Genomic DNA, 17,234 nt, shown 5'->3' with positions numbered 1-17,234 from the left:
CCTTCACGAGAACAGCTTTTCCAGCGGCCCCGCCGGCAGGGTCAGGTCCAGCCCGGTGCTGAAGATGAACCAGACCACGAAGGCGAAGACGATGCCGATCGGGATGGTCTGCCACAGCGGGCCGCGGCCGAAGGCCTTGACGGTCGCGGCGAACAGGAGGCCGGTCGCGATCGAGAAGCCGGCCGTGTTCAGCAGCAGCATCTGGGCGGCCAGGCCGCCGATGATCCAGATGATCGGCGGCAGGTCGTCCTTCTCGCGCGCCGGCGGGTCGCCGCGCCAGGCGGCGACCGCCGTCCACGCCGCCATGATCAGCAGCAGGCCGCCGATCAGGCGGGGGAAGATCGCGGGCCCGAACCGGGCCGCGAACCCTTTCACATTGAGCTGGCTGGCGTCCCAGAACAGCACCGCGGCGGCGACAGCCAGGGCCGCGGCGATCCCCAGGACCGGCCAGTCCGGCCGACGCCGCGCGGGCTGCTCCGGGGCGGCGCTCATTCGGCCAGACCGATGTCTTTGAGGATCTGCCCGGTGGTGCCGATATCGGCGGCCAGCTGCTTGTCGAACGCGTCGCCGGCCAGGTAGGTGTCGGTCCAGCCCTTGGTCTTCAGCGTCTCCTGCCAGGTCTTGGACTTGGCCAGCTTTTCGATGTCGGCGGCGACGGCGGCCTTCTGCTCGGCGCTCAGTCCCGGCGCCGCGGCGACCATGCGCCAGTTCTGCACCACCACGTCGAGGCCGGCTTCCTTCAGCGTCGGGGCTTCGACACCCGGCAGCTTCTGCTCGCTCGAGACCGCGAGGACGCGCAGCGCCCCGGCCTTCACCTGGGCGTCGAACTCGCCATAGCTGGAGATGCCGGCCGTCACCTGGCCGCTCAGCACCGCTGCCAGCGCCTCGCCGCCGCCGGAATAGGCGATGTAGTTGATCTCGGTCGGGTCGACCCCGGCCGCCTTGGCCACCAGCCCGACCGTGATGTGGTCGGTGCCGCCGGCCGAGCCGCCGGCCCAGGTCACGCCGCCCGGATCCTTCTTCAGGGAGTCCACCAGCTCCTGCACCGACTTCAGCGGTGAATCCTTCGGCACGACGATCGCCTCGTACTCGCCGGTCAGTCGGGCGATCGGGGTGACGTCGGCCAGGGTCACCGGCGACTTGTTGGTGATGATGCCGCCGACCATGACGTAGCCGCCGACGATCAGGGCCTTCGGGTCGCCCTTGTTCTGGCTGACGAACTGGGCCAGGCCCACCGTGCCGGCGGCGCCGGGCACGTTCACGACCTGGACGCTGCGCGAGATGCCTTCGGTCTGCAGCGCCGCCTGCATCGACCGCGCCGTCTGGTCCCAGCCGCCGCCGGGGGCGGCCGGCGCGATGATGGTGTAGTCATTGGCCCGGGCCGCCAGCGGCAGCGCCAGGATGGCCGCAAATGCGGCGATCGCCAGTTTCTTCATGAACGTTCTCCCTGATCGGTTTGGTTTTGGCCGAAAGCATAGCGCCCCGTGCGCTCACCGCACAGGATGGTCGCTTATCGGCCGCTGGTCATGGACGGAATGAGCCGCGCGTCGCGGGACCGTGGCATCTCGGGTGACATCGGGACCTCCCTGGCCAGTTGCTTGCGCCCGGGCATCGCGATCGGCCCGGTTCCAGGAGGCAGTCTAGCCGCCGAACCTGTCAGCGTCCTGTCATCGGCTCAGGCTGCCAATTAATTGGCCAGGATCGGGTCAGGCTTCGATCAGGTTCAGCCGCTTTTCGATCCGCTCGAGCCGGGCTTCGATGCGGTCGATGCGGGCGGACTGGCCGGCAAAATCGGCATGCAGCCCAGCCACCTGACCTTCCAGCGAGGTCAGGCGTCGGCCGTGATCCTGCTGCGTCTCGATCACCCGATCGACCTTCTCGTCGATGCGGCGGAGGTAGACCAGCATCAGGTTGCCGAGCTCGTCCGTCATGCTGGAAATATGGCGGCGCCGGGTCTCGGTGTCCATGGCTTGGGTTGTCAGCGCCCTGTCATGGGGCGGTGCCGTCGGAGACCAGGCGCCGCCAGGTCTGCAGGAACCGCTCGCGCCGCCGCTCGTCCAGCGCCACCAGCAGCGACGGGCCCAGCGGGATCGGCTGCAGCGCGCCCTCGGTCTTGCCGGCGATGCTGCCGGCGGACCAGGGACCGGAGATGTCGGGCATGATCGCGCCCAGGCCGGTGACGCCCGCCGCCAGGGCCTGGCCGCGCGGCGACAGCAGGTAGTCGACGAAGGCGCGGGCCAGCTCGGCATCCGGCGCGCCGCGCGGGATCAGCGCCACCCGGGTCATCACCAGCGCGTAGTCCTCCGGCACCACCACGCCCAGGCGCAGCCCCGCCGCCTGCCGGGCGAAGGCGTAGGAGCCGAGCAGGTTGTAGCCGAGGATCAGCTCGCCGCCGACGATCCGGTCCAGCATCTCCGGGCTGCTGCCGCTCAGCTTCGCGTCGACCCGGCCGAAGGCCGCGGCCAGGCGCCAGAAGTTGGAGGAGATCAGCGCGTCCTGGCTGGCCAGCAGGTGGCCGATGCCGCTGACCGCGATATCGTAGGTGGCGACACGGCCGCGGAACCGCTCCGGCTGCGCCTCCAGCAGCGCGATCAGCTCGGCATGCGACCGCGGTACCTCGGCCTCGGACAAGAGGTCGGGGTTGTAGGCGATCACCGCCGGCTCGAAGGTGAAGCCGATCGCCTCGGCCCGCCACTGCGCCCAGTGCGGCAGCCGGTCCAGCCAGGGCGAGGCATAGGCCTGGGCGAAGCCGTCATTGGCCAGCTTCACCTGCAGGTCGGGGGCGGAGCTGATCATCAGGTCCGGCACCGGCGACATTTGCCCGCTCGACGCCGCCTGGTACATCGGCAGCGTGTCGGTCTCCTGGTACACCACCCGGATCTCCGGCCGCAGCGCCTGGAAATCGGCGATGAAGCGGCCAAAGAGCGGAGTGTCGGTGGCGCCCAGGATGGTCAGCGTCCGCTCGCCGCCGGCCGGGGCGGGGTAGACGGTGGTGCCGGGCGCGGCCCGCCCGGGGCCGACCGATCCCGCCAGCAGGGCCGCGGCAAGCAGCAACGCCGCCGCGGGACCCGCAGGGCCGTGCGGCCGCCGCCGCGCCGACTCCACGACGGGCAGCGTGACCTCGACCCGCAGCCCGCCGCCCGGCCGGTCCAGCAGCGCCAGCGTGCCGCCATGGGCCTCGGCCACGGTGCGGACGATCGACAGGCCCAGCCCCGATCCCGGGCGGTCCCGGCTGCCCTCGCCGCGGGCGAAGCGCTCCAGCACCAGCGCCTTCTCCGCCGCCGGGATGCCGGGCCCGCGGTCGGACACCCGGAGCACGGCCCGGCCGCCTTCGACCGCCGCCTCGATCTCGACATCGCCGCCGGGCGCGTGGGTCAGGGCGTTGTGCACCAGGTTCCACAGCATCTCGCGCAGGGCCACGCGGTCGCCGCTGATCTCGGCCCGCGAGGCCTCCGGCGCCAGCGCCACGGCCAGCCGGCCGGCCTCCTCGAAATCCAGGCGCTGGCGCACATCCTCGACGATGGCGTCGAGCGCCACGACCGTCGCCTCGCGCGCCTCCAGCCGATGGCGCACGGTCGCGTCCATCAGCAGCTGGTTGACCAGGTGGCTGGCCTGGACTGCGTTCTGGTGGATGCGGACGACGCGGTCGCGCAGCCGGGCCGGGTCCTCCTCGTCGACCGCGACCTCGGCCTGGGCGCGCAGCGAGGCCAGCGGCGTGCGCACCTGGTGGGCGGCGTCGGCGACCAGGCCGCTGACCCGCTCCATCACGCTGCGCAGCCGGGCGATGAAGTCGTTCAGCGCCCCGGCCAGCTGCTGCACCTCGACCGGCACCGGCACCTGCACCGGCGACAGGTCCTCCGGCGCGCGGCGGCGCAGCTCGCGCTCCATCACCACCAGGGGCGCGAAGGCGTAGCGGATGCCGAACCAGACCAGGCCGAGCGCGACCAGGCCGAGGGCGGCGAGGGGCAGGGCGGCCTGGCCCAGGATCTCCGACGCCAGCGCCGCCCGGGCGCCGCGGGTCTCGGCGACGCGGATTGTGGCCCAGCCGGCCTTGCCCTCGACGAAGACCAGCCGGCCGACGGTGGCGATCCGCACCGCCTCGCCGTGATAGCTGCCTTCGGTGAAGTCGGGCGTGGCCGAGGCGGCCGGCGCCAGACCGGCGCCGAGGTCGCGATAGCCGGTGACGAAGGCGCCGTCCGGCGCCGCCACCTCGTAGAACACCCGGTCGTCGTCGGAGAAGTCGAGCATCGCCAGCGAGGCGGTGGGCAGCTCGACCGTGACCGCGCCGTCCTCGATCTGCACCGCGCCGGCGATGGTGAAGGCCGAGGCGGCGAGCAGCCGGTCGAAGGCGCTGTCCGACGCGCCGCGGGCATAGTCGCGGATCAGGGCGACCAGGCCGATGCCGGTCAGCAGCAGCGCCAGCACGGTCAGCGCCAGCATGCGCCGCCGGATCGAGGCGCGGCCGGCCCTGGCGGTCACCGCCCGGTCACTCGTGCTTCCCGCGCGGCTGCACACGGTAGCCGGAGCCGCGCAGGGTGACGATGTCGATATCGGCGCCCTCCAGCTTGCGGCGGACGCGCGACACCAGCAGCTCCAGCGCGTTGACCGACACCTCGGCCTCGTCGCCGAACAGCTGCATCATCAGCCGGTCCTTCGCCGCGACCTGGCCGGCGCGGGTCAGCAGGATCTCCAGCAGCCGGAACTCGCGGCGGCCGAACTCGACATGCTGGCCGGCGACGGTGACGGCACGGCCGGCCAGGTCCAGCGTGACGTTACCATGCGCCACGGTGCTGCTGGTCTGGCCCGCCGGGCGCCGCAGCAGGGCGCGCAGCCGTGCCTCCAGCTCGCGCAGGTCGAAGGGCTTGACCAGGTAGTCGTCGGCGCCGAGGTCGAGGATGCCGACCTTGTCGTCGATCTCGGACCGGGCGGTGACCACCAGCACCGGGGCGTCGATGCCGCGCCGCCGCAGGTCGCGCAGCACGGCGAAGCCGTCCTGGCCCGGCAGCATGATGTCCAGCAGCACGGCATCGAAGCTGTCGTGGCCAGCGGCCTCGGCGGCGGCCAGCCCGTCGCGCACCCATTCCACCGAATGGCCGGACTTGCGCAGCCGGTTCTCCACCGCCTCCCCGAGATCGGGATTGTCTTCGACCAGAAGGATCCGCATCCGTCCTTCTTGTCGGAAAGCGAGGGGCGCGGCAAGGCGATCGCGCGAGGCCTCGTCAGACCGCGTCCAGCAGATGGCCCGACGGTGCGTACTTCACCTGCCAATCGGCAATGCAGCCGAGCGTGCCGCATTTGCGGCACCGGAGCCCGACATAGAGCCAGCGCACGTCTCCGCTGTCATGCAGCGAGAAGCCGACGCCGATATTGGCCGGGTCGGAACGGCATTTGCAGCGCCACTGTTTCAGCTCCGCCTCGGCCGAATACTCTTCGCTGTCGCAGACGAAACGCGCGGTCGAACATTGCGCGCAGATGCGCCGCACGCAGCCTTCGTCGGGATCGGCTTCCACCCTGAAGTCGACCGAAGAGCAGGGACATTGCGCCAGGCGAAACGCAGAAATCGGCGTGCCTTCGACATAGGCCCGCAGATAGGCCTTGATGTCCAGCGAGTGCGTGCCGACCCAGTAGTTCCCCGTCTTGTCGATGGTCATGGTCATCCCGCCGCCGGGTCAGGCGATGTCGGCCGAGACGATCTTCTGCACCCCGGCCGCGGTCATCGCGGTCCAGGCCTTGGCCAGCGACCCTTCGGCGTCGATGCCGCGGCAGGCATCGTCGACGACAAAGGCCTCGAACCCCGCCTTGCGGGCGTCAATGGCGCTGAAGCAGACGCAGAAATCGGTGGCGACGCCGACGGCGAAGACCCGGCGGATGCCGCGCTCCTTCAGATATCCGGCCAGGCCGGTGGCCGTGCCGTCGGCCTCGTTGAAGGCGGAGTAGCTGTCGACCTCGTGGTGGTAGCCCTTGCGGATCACCAGCTGCGCCGTCGGCAGCGTCAGGCCGGCCGACAGGTCGGCGCCCTGCGTGCCCTGGACGCAGTGGTCGGGCCACAGCACCTGGTCGCCATAGGCCAGCTTGGTCGTCGAGAACGGCTTGGCGCCGGGATGCGCCGAGGCGAAGGAGACGTGGCCCGGCGTGTGCCAGTCCTGGGTCACGACGATGTTGGGAAAGCGCGTCCCCAGCGCGTTGATCACCGGCACGATCTTGTCGCCGTCGGTGACCGCCAGGCTGCCGCCGGGCAGGAAGCAGTTCTGGACGTCGATGACCAGCAGCACATCGGCGTCGCCCGGCGTGATCGTGGCGGCGGCTGCGATGCCGGACCGCAGCCATGCGGCGCTCGCGGCGGCGGCGCCGGCAGCGGCCAGAAATATGCGGCGGCTGATCTGGGCCATAATTTCCCCCTCCTTCATCATGCAATGCCGAGAGGCTCGCATGGGGATGGGGAGGTCACAAGTCCTAATGCTGAGCCGTCAGGCGGCCCGCGCCGGCTGGCCGCGCGCCGGCTTCTCATTCTTGTTGTTATGGGCCTCGCGCGCCTCCGCATCCGTCATCGGGCGGCGGGCGAGGCGGCCGGCGATGACGCTGACCGCCATCAGCTGGAAGAAGTGGAACAGCATGAGTGGTGCCAGCACCAGGCCGAGCTGCGGCGTGGCGCCGAACATCAGCCGGGCCAACGGCACGCCGGTCGCCAGCGACTTCTTCGAGCCGCAGAAGGTCGCGGCGATGGTGTCGGGCAGGTCGAAGCCGGCCAGGCGGCAGACGCCCCACATCACGGCGAAGGCGGTGCCGAACAGCAGCACCACGCCGGCGACGATCTCGACCAGCACGATCGGGTCCTGCTGCGACCAGATGCCGGACGCCATCGAATCGGCGAAGGAGCCGTAGACGATCGCCAGGATGATCACCCGGTCGGCCATCTTGATTCGGGCGTAGTGGCGGTTGGCCCAGGCGCTGAGCAGCGGCCGCACCAGCTGGCCGAGCACGATCGGCAGCACCACCAGCAGCGCCACCTTCAGCAGCACCGGGCCGAGTGGCATCGGCGCGCCCTGGTTGTGGGTGTACCAAGCCATCAGCAGCGGCGTGATCGCGACGCCGAGCAGGCTCGACAAGGTGGCGTTGAAGATCGAGGCCGGCAGGTTGCCGCGCGCCAGCGAGGTCATCGCCACCGAGGAGGAGATGGTCGAGGGCAGGACGGCGAGGAAGAAGAAGCCCAGCAGCAGCTCCGGCCGGATCCAGCCTTCGCCGAGCGCACCGGCGCCCAGCACCAGGGCCGGGAACAGGATGAAGGTGCCGGCGGTGGCCAGGAGGTGCAGCCGCCAATGCGACGCGCCGGCCCGCATCTTCTCCGGCGCCAGCGTCAGGCCGTAGAGGAAGAAGACGATCGAGACGCCGTAGGTCGAGATCCAGTCCCAGTGCAGGGGGCCGCCGGTGACGCCCGGTGTGGGCCAGAGACACGCCGCGAGGGCGACGAGGGGAAGGGCGATCATGAACCAGTCGGGCTTAGCCCGGCGTGTCTTGCTCATCACTCACTCGCAACTTGCTCGGGTGACCCGTGCATTCCGTATACAAGATAGGATGCGGGACACCCGGACCACCCCCGATCCGGCATGGGTGTGTTGCAGTGCGGAAATAGTTGCTGCAGATGCGAAGGGTCGACGCCATCCGCACCGGGAAGCGAGTGTCCGTTGCGGTCGCAAGCTCCGACGGGTCGCTCCAGACGACCTCTAACCCGGCCGGGCCCGCTTCTCCTCGCTGTTCAGCAGGTCCGCAGTGGCCTTGCCGCGGTCCAGGGACCCCGGGCGCAGCACGTCGACCAGGGCCTGGCGCAGGACCTGGTCGTCGCCGCTCTCATCGAGCTTGGAGAAGATCACCGCGGGGTCGATCTCGTGCTCCTTCATGAAGTCCCAGGCGCCGTCGCTGCCCTTCTGCTCGGCGACGGCGGCGAGGATGCCGACCATGTCCTTCGCCTCGCCGTGCTCCAGGGCGATGTATTCCTTCGGCTCCGGCCCGCCCGGGAAATAGATCGTCATCTCCTTGGTGTATTTCTCCGAGGCTTCCCGCCCCAGCTGGTCGAGGGTCTTGCTGCGGCGGCTCTCGATCTCCTGCGGCGCCTGGCCCTGGAAGCCGGTCTGCCGCAGGAAGGTCTGGCGCGCACCCGGATCCTTCACGTCCTCCGACAGGAAGCGGACGAATTCGACGGTCGGGTCCTCGTGGTAGACCACGCGATCCAGCCCGAGATCCCGCGGGCCTAGGTCCTTCTTCTCCTGGCCGGGGCCGGAATTGGTGTACTGGAAGATCGGGAACTCGGTGTCCGCGATGCCGTCGATGACCCGCCGGAACATGGCGGACCGCCGGTCCTCCGACGCCACGGCCGAGATCAGGGCGACGCTCTCGTAAGCCGAGTGATCGGCCGATGCCGTCAGGGTGATGATGTCGAGGAAGGCGTCCTGCTCCTTGTCGCCCAGCTTCGCGAAGGCTTCGGGCGAGGTCACGCCCCGGAACGCCCGCGACAGCGCGGATTTGTCCTTCAGCCTGTATTTTTCGAGGATGCGGTCGGTGCCGCCGGACAGTTCCAGGAGGCCGCCGAGATTGTCCCGATACTCCGGGTTCCGCTGCAGGAACTGGTCGTCGATCGCGCCGGAGGTTCGGTCGGCGAAGGAGGCCCAGAGCCGCTTCCCGTCCTCGCCGCGGCCGAGCGACTGGCCGAGGGCGACGATCTGGTCGTCGGTGAACTGCACCGACAGCGTGCCCCGCTGCTCTCCCTTCTTCTCCAGGGCAGCCTGCCACAGCGGCTGGTAGACCGACAGGTTGTCCAGCCCCTTCAGCACGGGGATGGGCAGGTAGCGGCTGATATGCCCCTCATTGTAGGCGGCCATGCCGGTGCTGGAGAGTTGATAGACGTCGTTGCTCGCCCCGGTCCGCTGCGCGTGCTGGTTCTGGTAGTCCCAGCCGATCAAGGGCTTGCGGCTCAGCTCATAGGTGTGGACCGTGTTCTTCTCGGTCCTGGTCTCGCCGCGCGTGATCGTTTTGCTCTCCAGCGGAACGAGGAAGGAGGGGCGGCTGCCTTTGGTGTCGCGCTTGCTGGTGGATTCGATCTTCACCCCCGGCATGATCTCGTCGCCGGGCTCGAGATGGCCGCGCAGGAAGTCGTTCAGGTCGCTGCGCGCGTTGCTGTAGGCGCTCTCGGCTTGCTCGAGGGCGCTCGGCTGCGCCGTCCCGTCCACCGGGGCCGTCGACACCGGCTTGGCCTTGGCGTCCTTCAGCGCCTGTTCGGCGGTGGTGAAGGCGTCGTGCACGGTCTTGTAGTTCCCGCCCGTGTCGCCGTCGAACCTCCCGTCCATCTCGGTCGCGCCGGGGATCAGCCCTTCGGTCAGGTAGCGGTCCAGCGCGGCGCGGGTCCTGGGGGCCAGCGCCGGCTTGCCGTCGGCGCCGGCCGGCGCCGTGATGGCCAGGGATTCACCGCGCAGATGCGAATTCCAGTAATGGCCGCCGGGGCCGATGCCGAAGACGCCCGCGTTCCACGACCAGTCGCTCTTCGGCTCGTCGTACCGCGCCACGGTCCAACTGTTGTCGCCGGTGCGGCTGATGTCGGTGGTGACGTTCAGGCCGCTGCCGCGGCTGGCGCCGAGATTGACATAGGCGAAGAAGCCCATGGCGCGCAGCGAGGACGAATCCTGCGCGGTCGAGGCGATGCGCACGCCCCGCGGCAGGTCGAGAGCGGTGATCTCGCCGGCGGCGAGCCGGCGGTGATAGTCCTTCGCCGTCCGCTCCGCCGCCTCGACATCGCCGCCGACCACGTCGACCGAGACCTTCACGTCGCTCGATTTGCCGGCGCTGATGCCGAGGCCCAGGGCCTTGCCGCTCTTGCCGTGCATGCCGCCCAGATCGAAGGCGAAGACGGAGGGGTCGGAATAGCTCACGCTCGGCGTCCTGCCGTCGGCGCCGCCGCCCAGCAGGTTCAGCCGGGTGGTCGGCCGGCTCGGATCGTAGTGCAGCCCGGCCTGCCCCAGCGTCCAGCCGGTGCCGCCCCAGATGCTGCCGCCGGTCAGCCCGCCGCCATCCGGATCCCAGGTCGCCATCGGCCAGAACTGGTAGCGGTTGGTGCCCCATTCGGTCAGCGAACCGATGCCGCTCGGGACCCAGTCGCCAGACTCGGTCTTGCCCATCTGGAACTGCAGGCCGTAGGAGTGATAGGGCTGGGAACTGAGCGGCATCTGCGGCCCCAGCCCGCCGAAGGGGCCGCCGAACGCGCCGCCGATGCGCTCGACCGTGCCGTCGGGGGCGTTGGCCCAGTTCATGCCGAGAACCGTCGGCCTGCGGCCGCGGCTGCCATCCGCCTCGTCGGTCTTGCCGAGGAAGAGATTGACGCCGCCGGCCAGCGGGCTCCAGTTCCCCCAGATCTTGCCGAAGCGCGAATTCGGGTCCTGCTCCTCGCCCTTCAGCGCCCGCGGCTGCCGCTGGACCTTGGTCAGGAAGTAGGTCTCGCCGGTGTCGGGCATGACCTGGAAGAAGCCGTGCGCCTGGTACCGGATCGGCCGCTCGTCCTCGCCCCGCTGCGGCAGCCGGCCGGCAGTCTTGTCCGCCGCGCCCTGGCCCGGCAGCTTGTGCTTGTCGAGCCAGTTCCCGAACGCCGTCAGCCGGCCGTTGGTGCCGTCGATCACGTTCTGCGGATAGCCCTTCACCAGCCCGAACAGCCCGACGCCGCCCAGCGGATCGGTCATGCCTCGGGTCATGACGTTGCCGCCCATCACCACCAGCGAGTTCTGTAAGGCGGGGCTCTGCGCGTACTGGATCGGGTTGATGTACTTGATCTGCTTTTCGCTGCTCGGCGTGCTGAAGCCGAGCGCGATGGTCTCCGCATCCTCGGCCGACACCACCGACTTCATGCCCGGCAGCACGTCGACCCCGAGGATGTCCTGCACCGACTTCAGCTGCCTGGCGCCATAGAGCTCGGCGGATTTGTCGCCCCAGGGCGCTTTCGCGGCCTGGCCGGTGGCCGGATCCTTGCCGCCGGCCAGATCGGCGAGGGCGATGGCGGCGGCCGGGGTGTCGGCGAACAGCTCCTGCAACTGATCCACCGAGCCGAGGTTCCAGCGCTCCCAGACCGGTTTCAGCTTCGCCTGGCTGATCGGATCGTAGCCGCCGTGGAAATGCGCGCTCCAGGTCGCCTGGATCGACAGCGCCGTCCGCGGGTCGACGCCCAGGTTCAGCATGTGGCCGAGCGGGCCATCGATGGTCTGCAGCTTGGCGTAGTCCGTGGCGGAGATGTCGCGGCCCAGCTGGTGCGAGGCGACCTGCCACGGACGCTCGACCAGGGTCTGCCGCAGCGCCTCGCGGGACAGTCCCATCTCCTCCCACAGCGGCTTGCGCGTCTTGCCGGTCAGCGGATCCTTGCCGCCATACATGCTGACGAAGGCGGCCTGGTCGAGCGGATTGCCGTCGGCCATGGTCTCGGCCAGCTTGTCGGTGGAGACCCCATAGGCCGCCTCGGGCGTCGGCCGCTCCTTGCCGTTCGCCGTCCCGCCCAGATAGCGCGCCAGGAGATCCGCCCGCAAGGCCAGCTCCGGCTGCGTCTTCGGGTCGTAGCTCGGCGCGTAGGGCGTCGGCTCCGGCGTCTCGACGACGGTCTTCTCGACGAAGATGGGATCGCCCACGCGCAACCGGTCCGGGACGACCTGCGGGTTGTGCTCGCCGGCCTTGTCCAGATCACCGTCGAACAGCTCCCACAGCGTGTCGCCCTGGTGGATCGGGCGGGCCTCCTCGTCCGGACGCAGCTCCGGCTTCTTGCCGTCGATCTCGGCGCGGTGCTGCAACGCCTGGCGCACCGCCTTCTGCCAATCGCTCTCCGGCCGGCCGTTCCCCCGACTGGCATCAGGACCGCGACGGATCCCATCGAGCGAACGGATGCTCATCTTGCTCTATCTCCTGCAAACCGCTGCCGAGGACCGCCCGGGATTCGGACGAAGGTAGGATGGAATACCTTCCGGCCGTTCTTGATCCCGCATGGGTGTGTTGCAGCGCCGATATGCGGCTGCGGTTGCAAGGATCGACCGAAGCAGCTTCAGCCGACTCGCCACAGGAAATAGGACCAATCCGGTGTAGCGAAGGGCAGGGCGGTCCAGCGCGGGGCCTGCAGCGGCCGGTCGCTGACCACCAGGCCGCCAGGCGCCATCAGCGGGTCGATCAGCCCGGCCAGCCAGCCGGCCTGGGCGGCGTCGCGGGCGCGGTCCTCGCTGCCGAAATCGGCATGCGCCAGGGCTGCCGGGACCCACGGAGTCCGGCCGGACAGGGCGGGCAGGGTCTCGCGGAAATCGCCCAGCACCAGGTCGGCGCCGGCCGGCGCCGCATCTGCCGGGGCGTGCAGGTCGCGATCGAAGGCGATGATCCGGCGCTCCGGGAACAGCTTGCGCAGATGGCTGTAGGTGCGGCCCTTGCCCAGGCCGATCTCCAGCACCGGGCCGGCAAGGCCACGAACCTCCTCCGCCGCCAGCTCCAGCGCCCGGCGCTGGGTGGTGAGGCGGGCGATCATGCGGTCGAGGCGGCTGTCCATGGGGCGGCTCCGGGGCAGGCTCGAAGGTGTCGAGGGCCGCCACTGTAGGTTCGGCCCGGGATGCCGTCGATCCCGCGAATGCATGCCGAAATCGGTTGGGTCGTCCGGACGAATTTGCCCGCATGTCACATCCAAAGTGTAGGGTCGGTGCATTCCGCCCGACACCAAGGACAGGTCATGACCGCCCCTGCCTACGCCACCTGGCACAGCGACCCGCAGAAGGAGGCCGCGATGGGTCCTTCGCACGCCCCGCTGTGGCGCCATTTCATCGAGACGCTGCCGGACCGCGACCTGACGACCCGGACGGTCCTGGACTTCGGCTGCAACCGGGGCGGTTTCCTGCGCCTGCTGCACACGCTGCGGCCGTTTCGCCGCGCCGTCGGCATCGACATCGCCTCGGACTCGATCGCGGCGGCGGCCGCCGCCACGGGCGACCTGCCGCTCCAGTTCCACGTGGCGACCGACCTGGCGCCGTGGGCGGACAGCTTCGACATCGCCTTCAGCTACGAGGTGATCTATCTGCTGCCCGACCTGGCGGGCCATGCCAGGGGCATGTTCGACGCGCTGCGCGACGGCGGAGTCTATTACGCGGTCACCGGTTGCCACACCGAAAACCCGCTCTGGCCGCGGTGGCGGGAGGTGATCGGTGCCGCCAGCAACGCGCCGGTGCAGGACCACGCCCCCCAGGACTTCATCGACGCCTTCGCCGCGGCCGGATTCGCCGTCTCGGTGAAGCGCTTCGGCTATGACGGCTTCATCCCCGCGACCAAGGACCGGTCCTACTATCCCAGCATCATCGACGCGATCACCTATGCCGCCGACCACAAGCTGCTGTTCCGGTTCGAGAAACGCGTCTGAGGCGCGGTCGTGACCGCGACCGAGCGCAGGCCCGGCAGCGTCCTCTGGCACCAGTTGGGGGACGCGCTGGCGATGGAGATCGCCGCGGCCTGATGACGCCCGACGGAGTGCCGGTCGAGCTCGGGGATTCCGTCTACCCGGCCGAACGGTTTCCGGGGTTCGACGAGGCTCGCCGCGCGCATGCGACGATCACGGCCGCATTGGCCAGCTATGGCATCGACGACTATGAGCGGGTGTCGACCTCGATCCAGCACGGATGCCGACGCCGGAGTAGGCCCGCCTCCTCCGGCAACCGAAATCCTTCCCCCCCGTCATGGTCGTGGACAAGGTCGATGCCGATCTCGACGGGGTTCCGTTCTGCTTCTCCAGCGCGGTGTGGTCGGCCGAACGCGTGTCCTTCACCGTCGCCGGCGGGACTCGCGCCCGCTTCGGACACATCTCTTGAACGGACGGCGATCTGTTCCATATAATTGAGCGACCGCTCACTCATTTCTGGATCATGGCCCGTCCCCTCAGTGAAGAAAAGCGCGACGCCATCCTGGCCGCCGCCGCCGAGCTCATCGCCGCGCAGGGTCTCGGCGCCTCGACCGCCAAGATCGCCAAGATCGCCGGCGTCGCCGAGGGCACGCTGTTCACCTATTTCCCGACGAAGGACGACTTGCTGAACCAGCTGTTCCTCGAGATCGAGACCGATCTCGCCGGGGCGGTGCTCGCCGCCGGTCTCCCGGATGGCGATCCGCGCGACCGTGTCCGGTACCTCTGGGACCGGCTGATCGACTGGGGGCTGGCCAATCCGGTCCGGCGCAAGGCGCTGCGCCAGCTCAAGGTGTCGGGCCGCATCAGCGCCGATGTCCTGCGGCGCTTCGACGTCCAGTTCCGCGAGGCGCGCGCCATGGTCGAACAATGCCTCGCCGGGCACGGCGACCCGGCCCGGATGCCGTTCTACATCGATGTGGTCCTGCTCGGGCTGGCGGAGATCGCCATGGACGCGATCACCGCGAAACCCCAGGACCGCGAATCGATCCGCCAGGCCGGCTTCGACCTGTTCTGGAAGGGCTCGGCCGCCTGATCGATTTGCTTCGTTAATGAGCGTGGACTCACTCAATGAAGGGAAGTGAGATGCCGGACCGCAATGGCTTCACCGAAGCCGATGTGCCCGACCAGTCGGGCAAGTGCTTCATCGTCACCGGGGCCAACACCGGCCTCGGCTTCGAAGCGTCGCGCGTGCTCGCCGCGCGTGGGGCGCGGGTGCTGCTGGCTTGCCGCGACCAGGCGAAGGCGGAGGCCGCGATGGCGCGGATCCGCCGGGCGAGCCCCAGGGCCGACCTCGCCGTCCTGCCGCTCGACCAGGCGGACCTCGTCAGCGTCCGCGCGGCGGCGGATCTGGCGGTCCGTGAGCCGCGGATAGACGCCCTCATCAACAATGCCGGCGTGATGGTCCCGCCCCTGACGCGCACGAAGCAGGGCTTCGAGCTGCAGCTCGGCGTCAACCATCTGGGCTGCTTCGCGCTGACCGCGCTGCTCCTGCCCAAACTGGCCGAGACCGAGGGGGCGAGGGTGGTCGTGACTTCGAGCGTCGCCCATCGGGGGGCGACGCTCGAATGGGACGATCTCAATGCCGAGAAGGGCTACGACCGATTCCGACGCTACGGCGCCAGCAAGCTCGCCAATGCGCTGTTCTTCTTCGAGCTGGACCGCCGCCTGCGGGCCTCGGGCGCGCCGGTCACGGCGGTGGGCTGCCATCCGGGCGTCGCGGCGACCGACCTGGGACGCCATATGGGGGCGCTCCGGATCCTGCTGCCGCTGGTCAGGCTCTTTCTCAACAGCGCCGCGATGGGCGCCTGGCCCGCCCTGCAGGCGGCGACCGGCCCCGTGATCCCCGGCGGCTATTACGGGCCGACCGGCTTCCGGGAATTCAGGGGCGTCTCCGGCGAGGCCTTGCAGACCGCGCAGGCGCAGGATCCCGGGCTGGCGCGGCGGCTCTGGGACGTCTCGGTCGCGATGACCGGGATCGATCCGGCCCTGCCGGCAGTGGGATGACGGCGGTCCAGGCAAGGCCGGGCGGTCGCCAGTGGCATCGCAACGGCGGGATTGCTATGGTCGCGCCCTTGCGAAGCGGCCGGACGGCACCCTCGCGGCGACCGGCCGCGGTGCGGGGCGGGGCGGCCGCGGTGTCTCATCGAGGGAACAGAGACGGATGCTCGACCGCCGTAGCTTGCTGAAGCTGGCCGCTGCCACCCAGTTGTTCGGGATGTTCGGAGGGGCTTCCGCCCTGGCCGCACCGCCGGCCGGGCTGCGCTACGGCGAGGCCGCGCCGTTCTCCTATGACTGGCTGAAGAGCCGGGCCCGCGCCCTCGCCGCCGCGCCCTACGCCTCGCCGCCGCGGCCGGATCCGGCGATCGTGGAGTCGATCGACTACGACGCCCATGGCAAGCTGAAGTACAAGCCGGAATACGCCCTCTACGGCGACGGCCAGCCCGGCGCCTACCCGGTCACCTTCCAGCATGTCGGGCGGTTCTTCCCGAAGACCGTGAAGATGCATGCGGTCGACCCCGCCGCCGGCACGGCGCGCGAGATCACCTACGACCCGCAATACTTCACCGTCGGCCCGGACAGTCCCGCCGCCAAGCTGGCGCCAGAGCCCTCGGCCTTCGCCGGCTTCTGGATCCAGGAGGCCAAGGACAAGGGCGACTGGAAGACCGAGGAGCCCTGGGTCGCCTTCCTCGGCGCCTCCTATTTCCGCGCCAAGGGCGAACTCGGCCAGGTCGGCCTGTCTGCCCGCGGCATCACCATCACCCCGGGCTCGGGCGGGCCGGAGGAGTTCCCGGACTTCATCGGCTACTGGTTCGAGCCGGCGAATTCCGACGCCGATGCGGTGACGGTCTACGCCCTGCTCGACGGCCCCAGCCTGACCGGCGCCTACCGCTTCCTGATGCGCCGCACCGCCGGCGTGGTGATGGATGTCGACACCACGCTGTTCCTGCGCCAGCCGGTCGAACGGCTGGGCGTGGCGCCGCTGACCTCGATGTACTGGTACTCCGAGACGGTCAAGAAGACCGCGATCGACTGGCGGCCGGAGGTGCATGACAGCGACGGGCTGGCGATGTGGACCGGCGGCGGCGAGCATATCTGGCGGCCGCTGAACAACCCGGCGCGGATCGTCGTCTCCAGCTTCTCCGACCAGTCGCCGCGCGGCTTCGGCCTGCTGCAGCGCGACCGCAACTTCGACCATTACGAGGACGGCGTGCGCTACCATCTGCGTCCCTCGGCCTGGGTCGAGCCGCTGGGCGACTGGGGCCGCGGCCAGGTGCAGCTGGTCGAGCTGCCGACCGACGACGAGATCCACGACAACATCGTCGCCTACTGGCACCCGGAGGCGCCGACCAAGGCCGGCGACGAGCTGCCCTTCGCCTACCGCCTGCACTGGCTGGCGGATGAGCCGTACCCGACGCCGCTGGCCCGGGTGGTGGCGACGCGCCTCGGCCGCGGCGGCCAGCCCGGCCAGCCGCGCCCGGAAGGGGTGCGCAAGTTCATGGTCGAGTTCCTCGGCGGCCCGCTGACCGACCTGCCCTTCGGGGTCAAGCCGGAGCCGGTGTTCTGGGCCTCGCGCGGCACCTTCTCCTCCTACACCCTGATGGAGGCGGTGCCGGACGACGTGCCGGGCCATTGGCGGGTCCAGTTCGACCTGGCGGTCGACGGCGACGACCCGGTCGAGATGCGGCTGTTCCTCAAGGCCGGCGACAAGGTGGCGTCCGAGACCTGGCTGTTCCAGTACCGCCCCTTCGTCTCGGACGCCCGGCCGGTGGGGAACTGAGCGCGAGGCGGCCGG

At 69.9% G+C, this 17,234-nt stretch carries 15 protein-coding genes; 5 read left to right on the top strand and 10 right to left on the bottom strand.

The genetic code is table 11. The annotated features are described in order from the left end of the window. Positions 1 to 3 precede the first annotated feature (3 nt). The 10 genes from AAHM41_RS12780 to AAHM41_RS12735 form a co-directional block, all read right to left on the bottom strand. A complete protein-coding gene (locus AAHM41_RS12780) occupies positions 4 to 492 on the bottom strand; it encodes a tripartite tricarboxylate transporter TctB family protein (protein WP_342236924.1) in 489 nt (162 codons plus the stop codon). Further along, positions 489 to 1,436 carry a Bug family tripartite tricarboxylate transporter substrate binding protein gene (locus AAHM41_RS12775; RefSeq protein WP_342236923.1) on the bottom strand — a complete coding sequence of 316 codons (948 nt, stop codon included), beginning with the start codon at positions 1,434 to 1,436 and terminating at the stop codon, positions 489 to 491. The genes AAHM41_RS12780 and AAHM41_RS12775 overlap by 4 nt, the downstream gene beginning before the upstream one ends. 270 nt (positions 1,437 to 1,706) lie before the next feature. Further along, the gene (locus AAHM41_RS12770; RefSeq protein ID WP_342236922.1) at positions 1,707 to 1,967 is read right to left on the bottom strand and encodes a hypothetical protein; all 261 of its coding nucleotides are present in this window, start codon (positions 1,965 to 1,967) and stop codon (positions 1,707 to 1,709) included. A gap of 22 nt (positions 1,968 to 1,989) precedes the next feature. Next, entirely contained in the window at positions 1,990 to 4,479 is a 2,490-nt protein-coding gene (locus AAHM41_RS12765) for an extracellular solute-binding protein (protein WP_342236921.1), read from the bottom strand. Between the two features lie 7 nt (positions 4,480 to 4,486). Beyond that, positions 4,487 to 5,164 (bottom strand): response regulator transcription factor, encoded by a 678-nt coding sequence (locus tag AAHM41_RS12760; RefSeq protein WP_342236920.1) that lies wholly within the window; start codon positions 5,162 to 5,164, stop codon positions 4,487 to 4,489. A gap of 55 nt (positions 5,165 to 5,219) precedes the next feature. Beyond that, positions 5,220 to 5,651, bottom strand: a complete 432-nt coding sequence (locus AAHM41_RS12755) for a hypothetical protein (protein ID WP_342236919.1) — start codon at positions 5,649 to 5,651, stop codon at positions 5,220 to 5,222. Positions 5,652 to 5,669: 18 nt separating this feature from the next. After that, positions 5,670 to 6,389, bottom strand: coding sequence for a nicotinamidase (locus AAHM41_RS12750; RefSeq protein ID WP_342236918.1), 720 nt, complete (start codon positions 6,387 to 6,389; stop codon positions 5,670 to 5,672). A 78-nt stretch (positions 6,390 to 6,467) separates the two neighbouring features. Next, positions 6,468 to 7,520 carry a bile acid:sodium symporter family protein gene (locus AAHM41_RS12745; protein ID WP_342236917.1) on the bottom strand — a complete coding sequence of 351 codons (1,053 nt, stop codon included), beginning with the start codon at positions 7,518 to 7,520 and terminating at the stop codon, positions 6,468 to 6,470. A gap of 201 nt (positions 7,521 to 7,721) precedes the next feature. Next, positions 7,722 to 11,909, bottom strand: coding sequence for a hypothetical protein (locus tag AAHM41_RS12740; protein ID WP_342236916.1), 4,188 nt, complete (start codon positions 11,907 to 11,909; stop codon positions 7,722 to 7,724). Positions 11,910 to 12,058: 149 nt separating this feature from the next. After that, positions 12,059 to 12,547 carry a class I SAM-dependent methyltransferase gene (locus AAHM41_RS12735; protein ID WP_342236915.1) on the bottom strand — a complete coding sequence of 163 codons (489 nt, stop codon included), beginning with the start codon at positions 12,545 to 12,547 and terminating at the stop codon, positions 12,059 to 12,061. A gap of 177 nt (positions 12,548 to 12,724) precedes the next feature. On the opposite strand from AAHM41_RS12735, the gene AAHM41_RS12730 reads away from it, so the two are divergent. The 5 genes from AAHM41_RS12730 (at position 12,725) to AAHM41_RS12710 (ending at position 17,219) form a co-directional block, all read left to right on the top strand. Beyond that, positions 12,725 to 13,405 carry a class I SAM-dependent methyltransferase gene (locus AAHM41_RS12730; RefSeq protein ID WP_342236914.1) on the top strand — a complete coding sequence of 227 codons (681 nt, stop codon included), beginning with the start codon at positions 12,725 to 12,727 and terminating at the stop codon, positions 13,403 to 13,405. A gap of 319 nt (positions 13,406 to 13,724) precedes the next feature. Beyond that, the gene (locus tag AAHM41_RS12725; RefSeq protein WP_342236913.1) at positions 13,725 to 13,850 is read left to right on the top strand and encodes a hypothetical protein; all 126 of its coding nucleotides are present in this window, start codon (positions 13,725 to 13,727) and stop codon (positions 13,848 to 13,850) included. Positions 13,851 to 13,904: 54 nt separating this feature from the next. Then, positions 13,905 to 14,474, top strand: coding sequence for a TetR/AcrR family transcriptional regulator (locus tag AAHM41_RS12720; RefSeq protein WP_342236912.1), 570 nt, complete (start codon positions 13,905 to 13,907; stop codon positions 14,472 to 14,474). A 50-nt stretch (positions 14,475 to 14,524) separates the two neighbouring features. Then, entirely contained in the window at positions 14,525 to 15,445 is a 921-nt protein-coding gene (locus AAHM41_RS12715; RefSeq protein ID WP_342236911.1) for an oxidoreductase, read from the top strand. Between the two features lie 157 nt (positions 15,446 to 15,602). Then, positions 15,603 to 17,219, top strand: coding sequence for a glucan biosynthesis protein (locus AAHM41_RS12710; protein ID WP_342236910.1), 1,617 nt, complete (start codon positions 15,603 to 15,605; stop codon positions 17,217 to 17,219). Positions 17,220 to 17,234 lie beyond the last annotated feature (15 nt).

This window comes from Inquilinus sp. OTU3971 (assembly GCF_038440215.1).
The sequence above is the reverse complement of the archived record's forward strand: the minus strand, read 5'-3'. Positions and strand labels throughout refer to the sequence as shown.

Coding starts and splice junctions, on each gene's coding strand:
- AAHM41_RS12770 (WP_342236922.1), bottom strand. CDS start 1,967: ATGGACACCGAGACCCGGCGCCGCCATATTTCCAGCATGACGGACGAG.
- AAHM41_RS12740 (WP_342236916.1), bottom strand. CDS start 11,909: ATGAGCATCCGTTCGCTCGATGGGATCCGTCGCGGTCCTGATGCCAGT.
- AAHM41_RS12730 (WP_342236914.1), top strand. CDS start 12,725: ATGACCGCCCCTGCCTACGCCACCTGGCACAGCGACCCGCAGAAGGAG.
- AAHM41_RS12735 (WP_342236915.1), bottom strand. CDS start 12,547: ATGGACAGCCGCCTCGACCGCATGATCGCCCGCCTCACCACCCAGCGC.
- AAHM41_RS12710 (WP_342236910.1), top strand. CDS start 15,603: ATGCTCGACCGCCGTAGCTTGCTGAAGCTGGCCGCTGCCACCCAGTTG.
- AAHM41_RS12745 (WP_342236917.1), bottom strand. CDS start 7,520: ATGAGCAAGACACGCCGGGCTAAGCCCGACTGGTTCATGATCGCCCTT.
- AAHM41_RS12715 (WP_342236911.1), top strand. CDS start 14,525: ATGCCGGACCGCAATGGCTTCACCGAAGCCGATGTGCCCGACCAGTCG.
- AAHM41_RS12750 (WP_342236918.1), bottom strand. CDS start 6,389: ATGGCCCAGATCAGCCGCCGCATATTTCTGGCCGCTGCCGGCGCCGCC.
- AAHM41_RS12780 (WP_342236924.1), bottom strand. CDS start 492: ATGAGCGCCGCCCCGGAGCAGCCCGCGCGGCGTCGGCCGGACTGGCCG.
- AAHM41_RS12755 (WP_342236919.1), bottom strand. CDS start 5,651: ATGACCATCGACAAGACGGGGAACTACTGGGTCGGCACGCACTCGCTG.
- AAHM41_RS12760 (WP_342236920.1), bottom strand. CDS start 5,164: ATGCGGATCCTTCTGGTCGAAGACAATCCCGATCTCGGGGAGGCGGTG.
- AAHM41_RS12720 (WP_342236912.1), top strand. CDS start 13,905: ATGGCCCGTCCCCTCAGTGAAGAAAAGCGCGACGCCATCCTGGCCGCC.
- AAHM41_RS12775 (WP_342236923.1), bottom strand. CDS start 1,436: ATGAAGAAACTGGCGATCGCCGCATTTGCGGCCATCCTGGCGCTGCCG.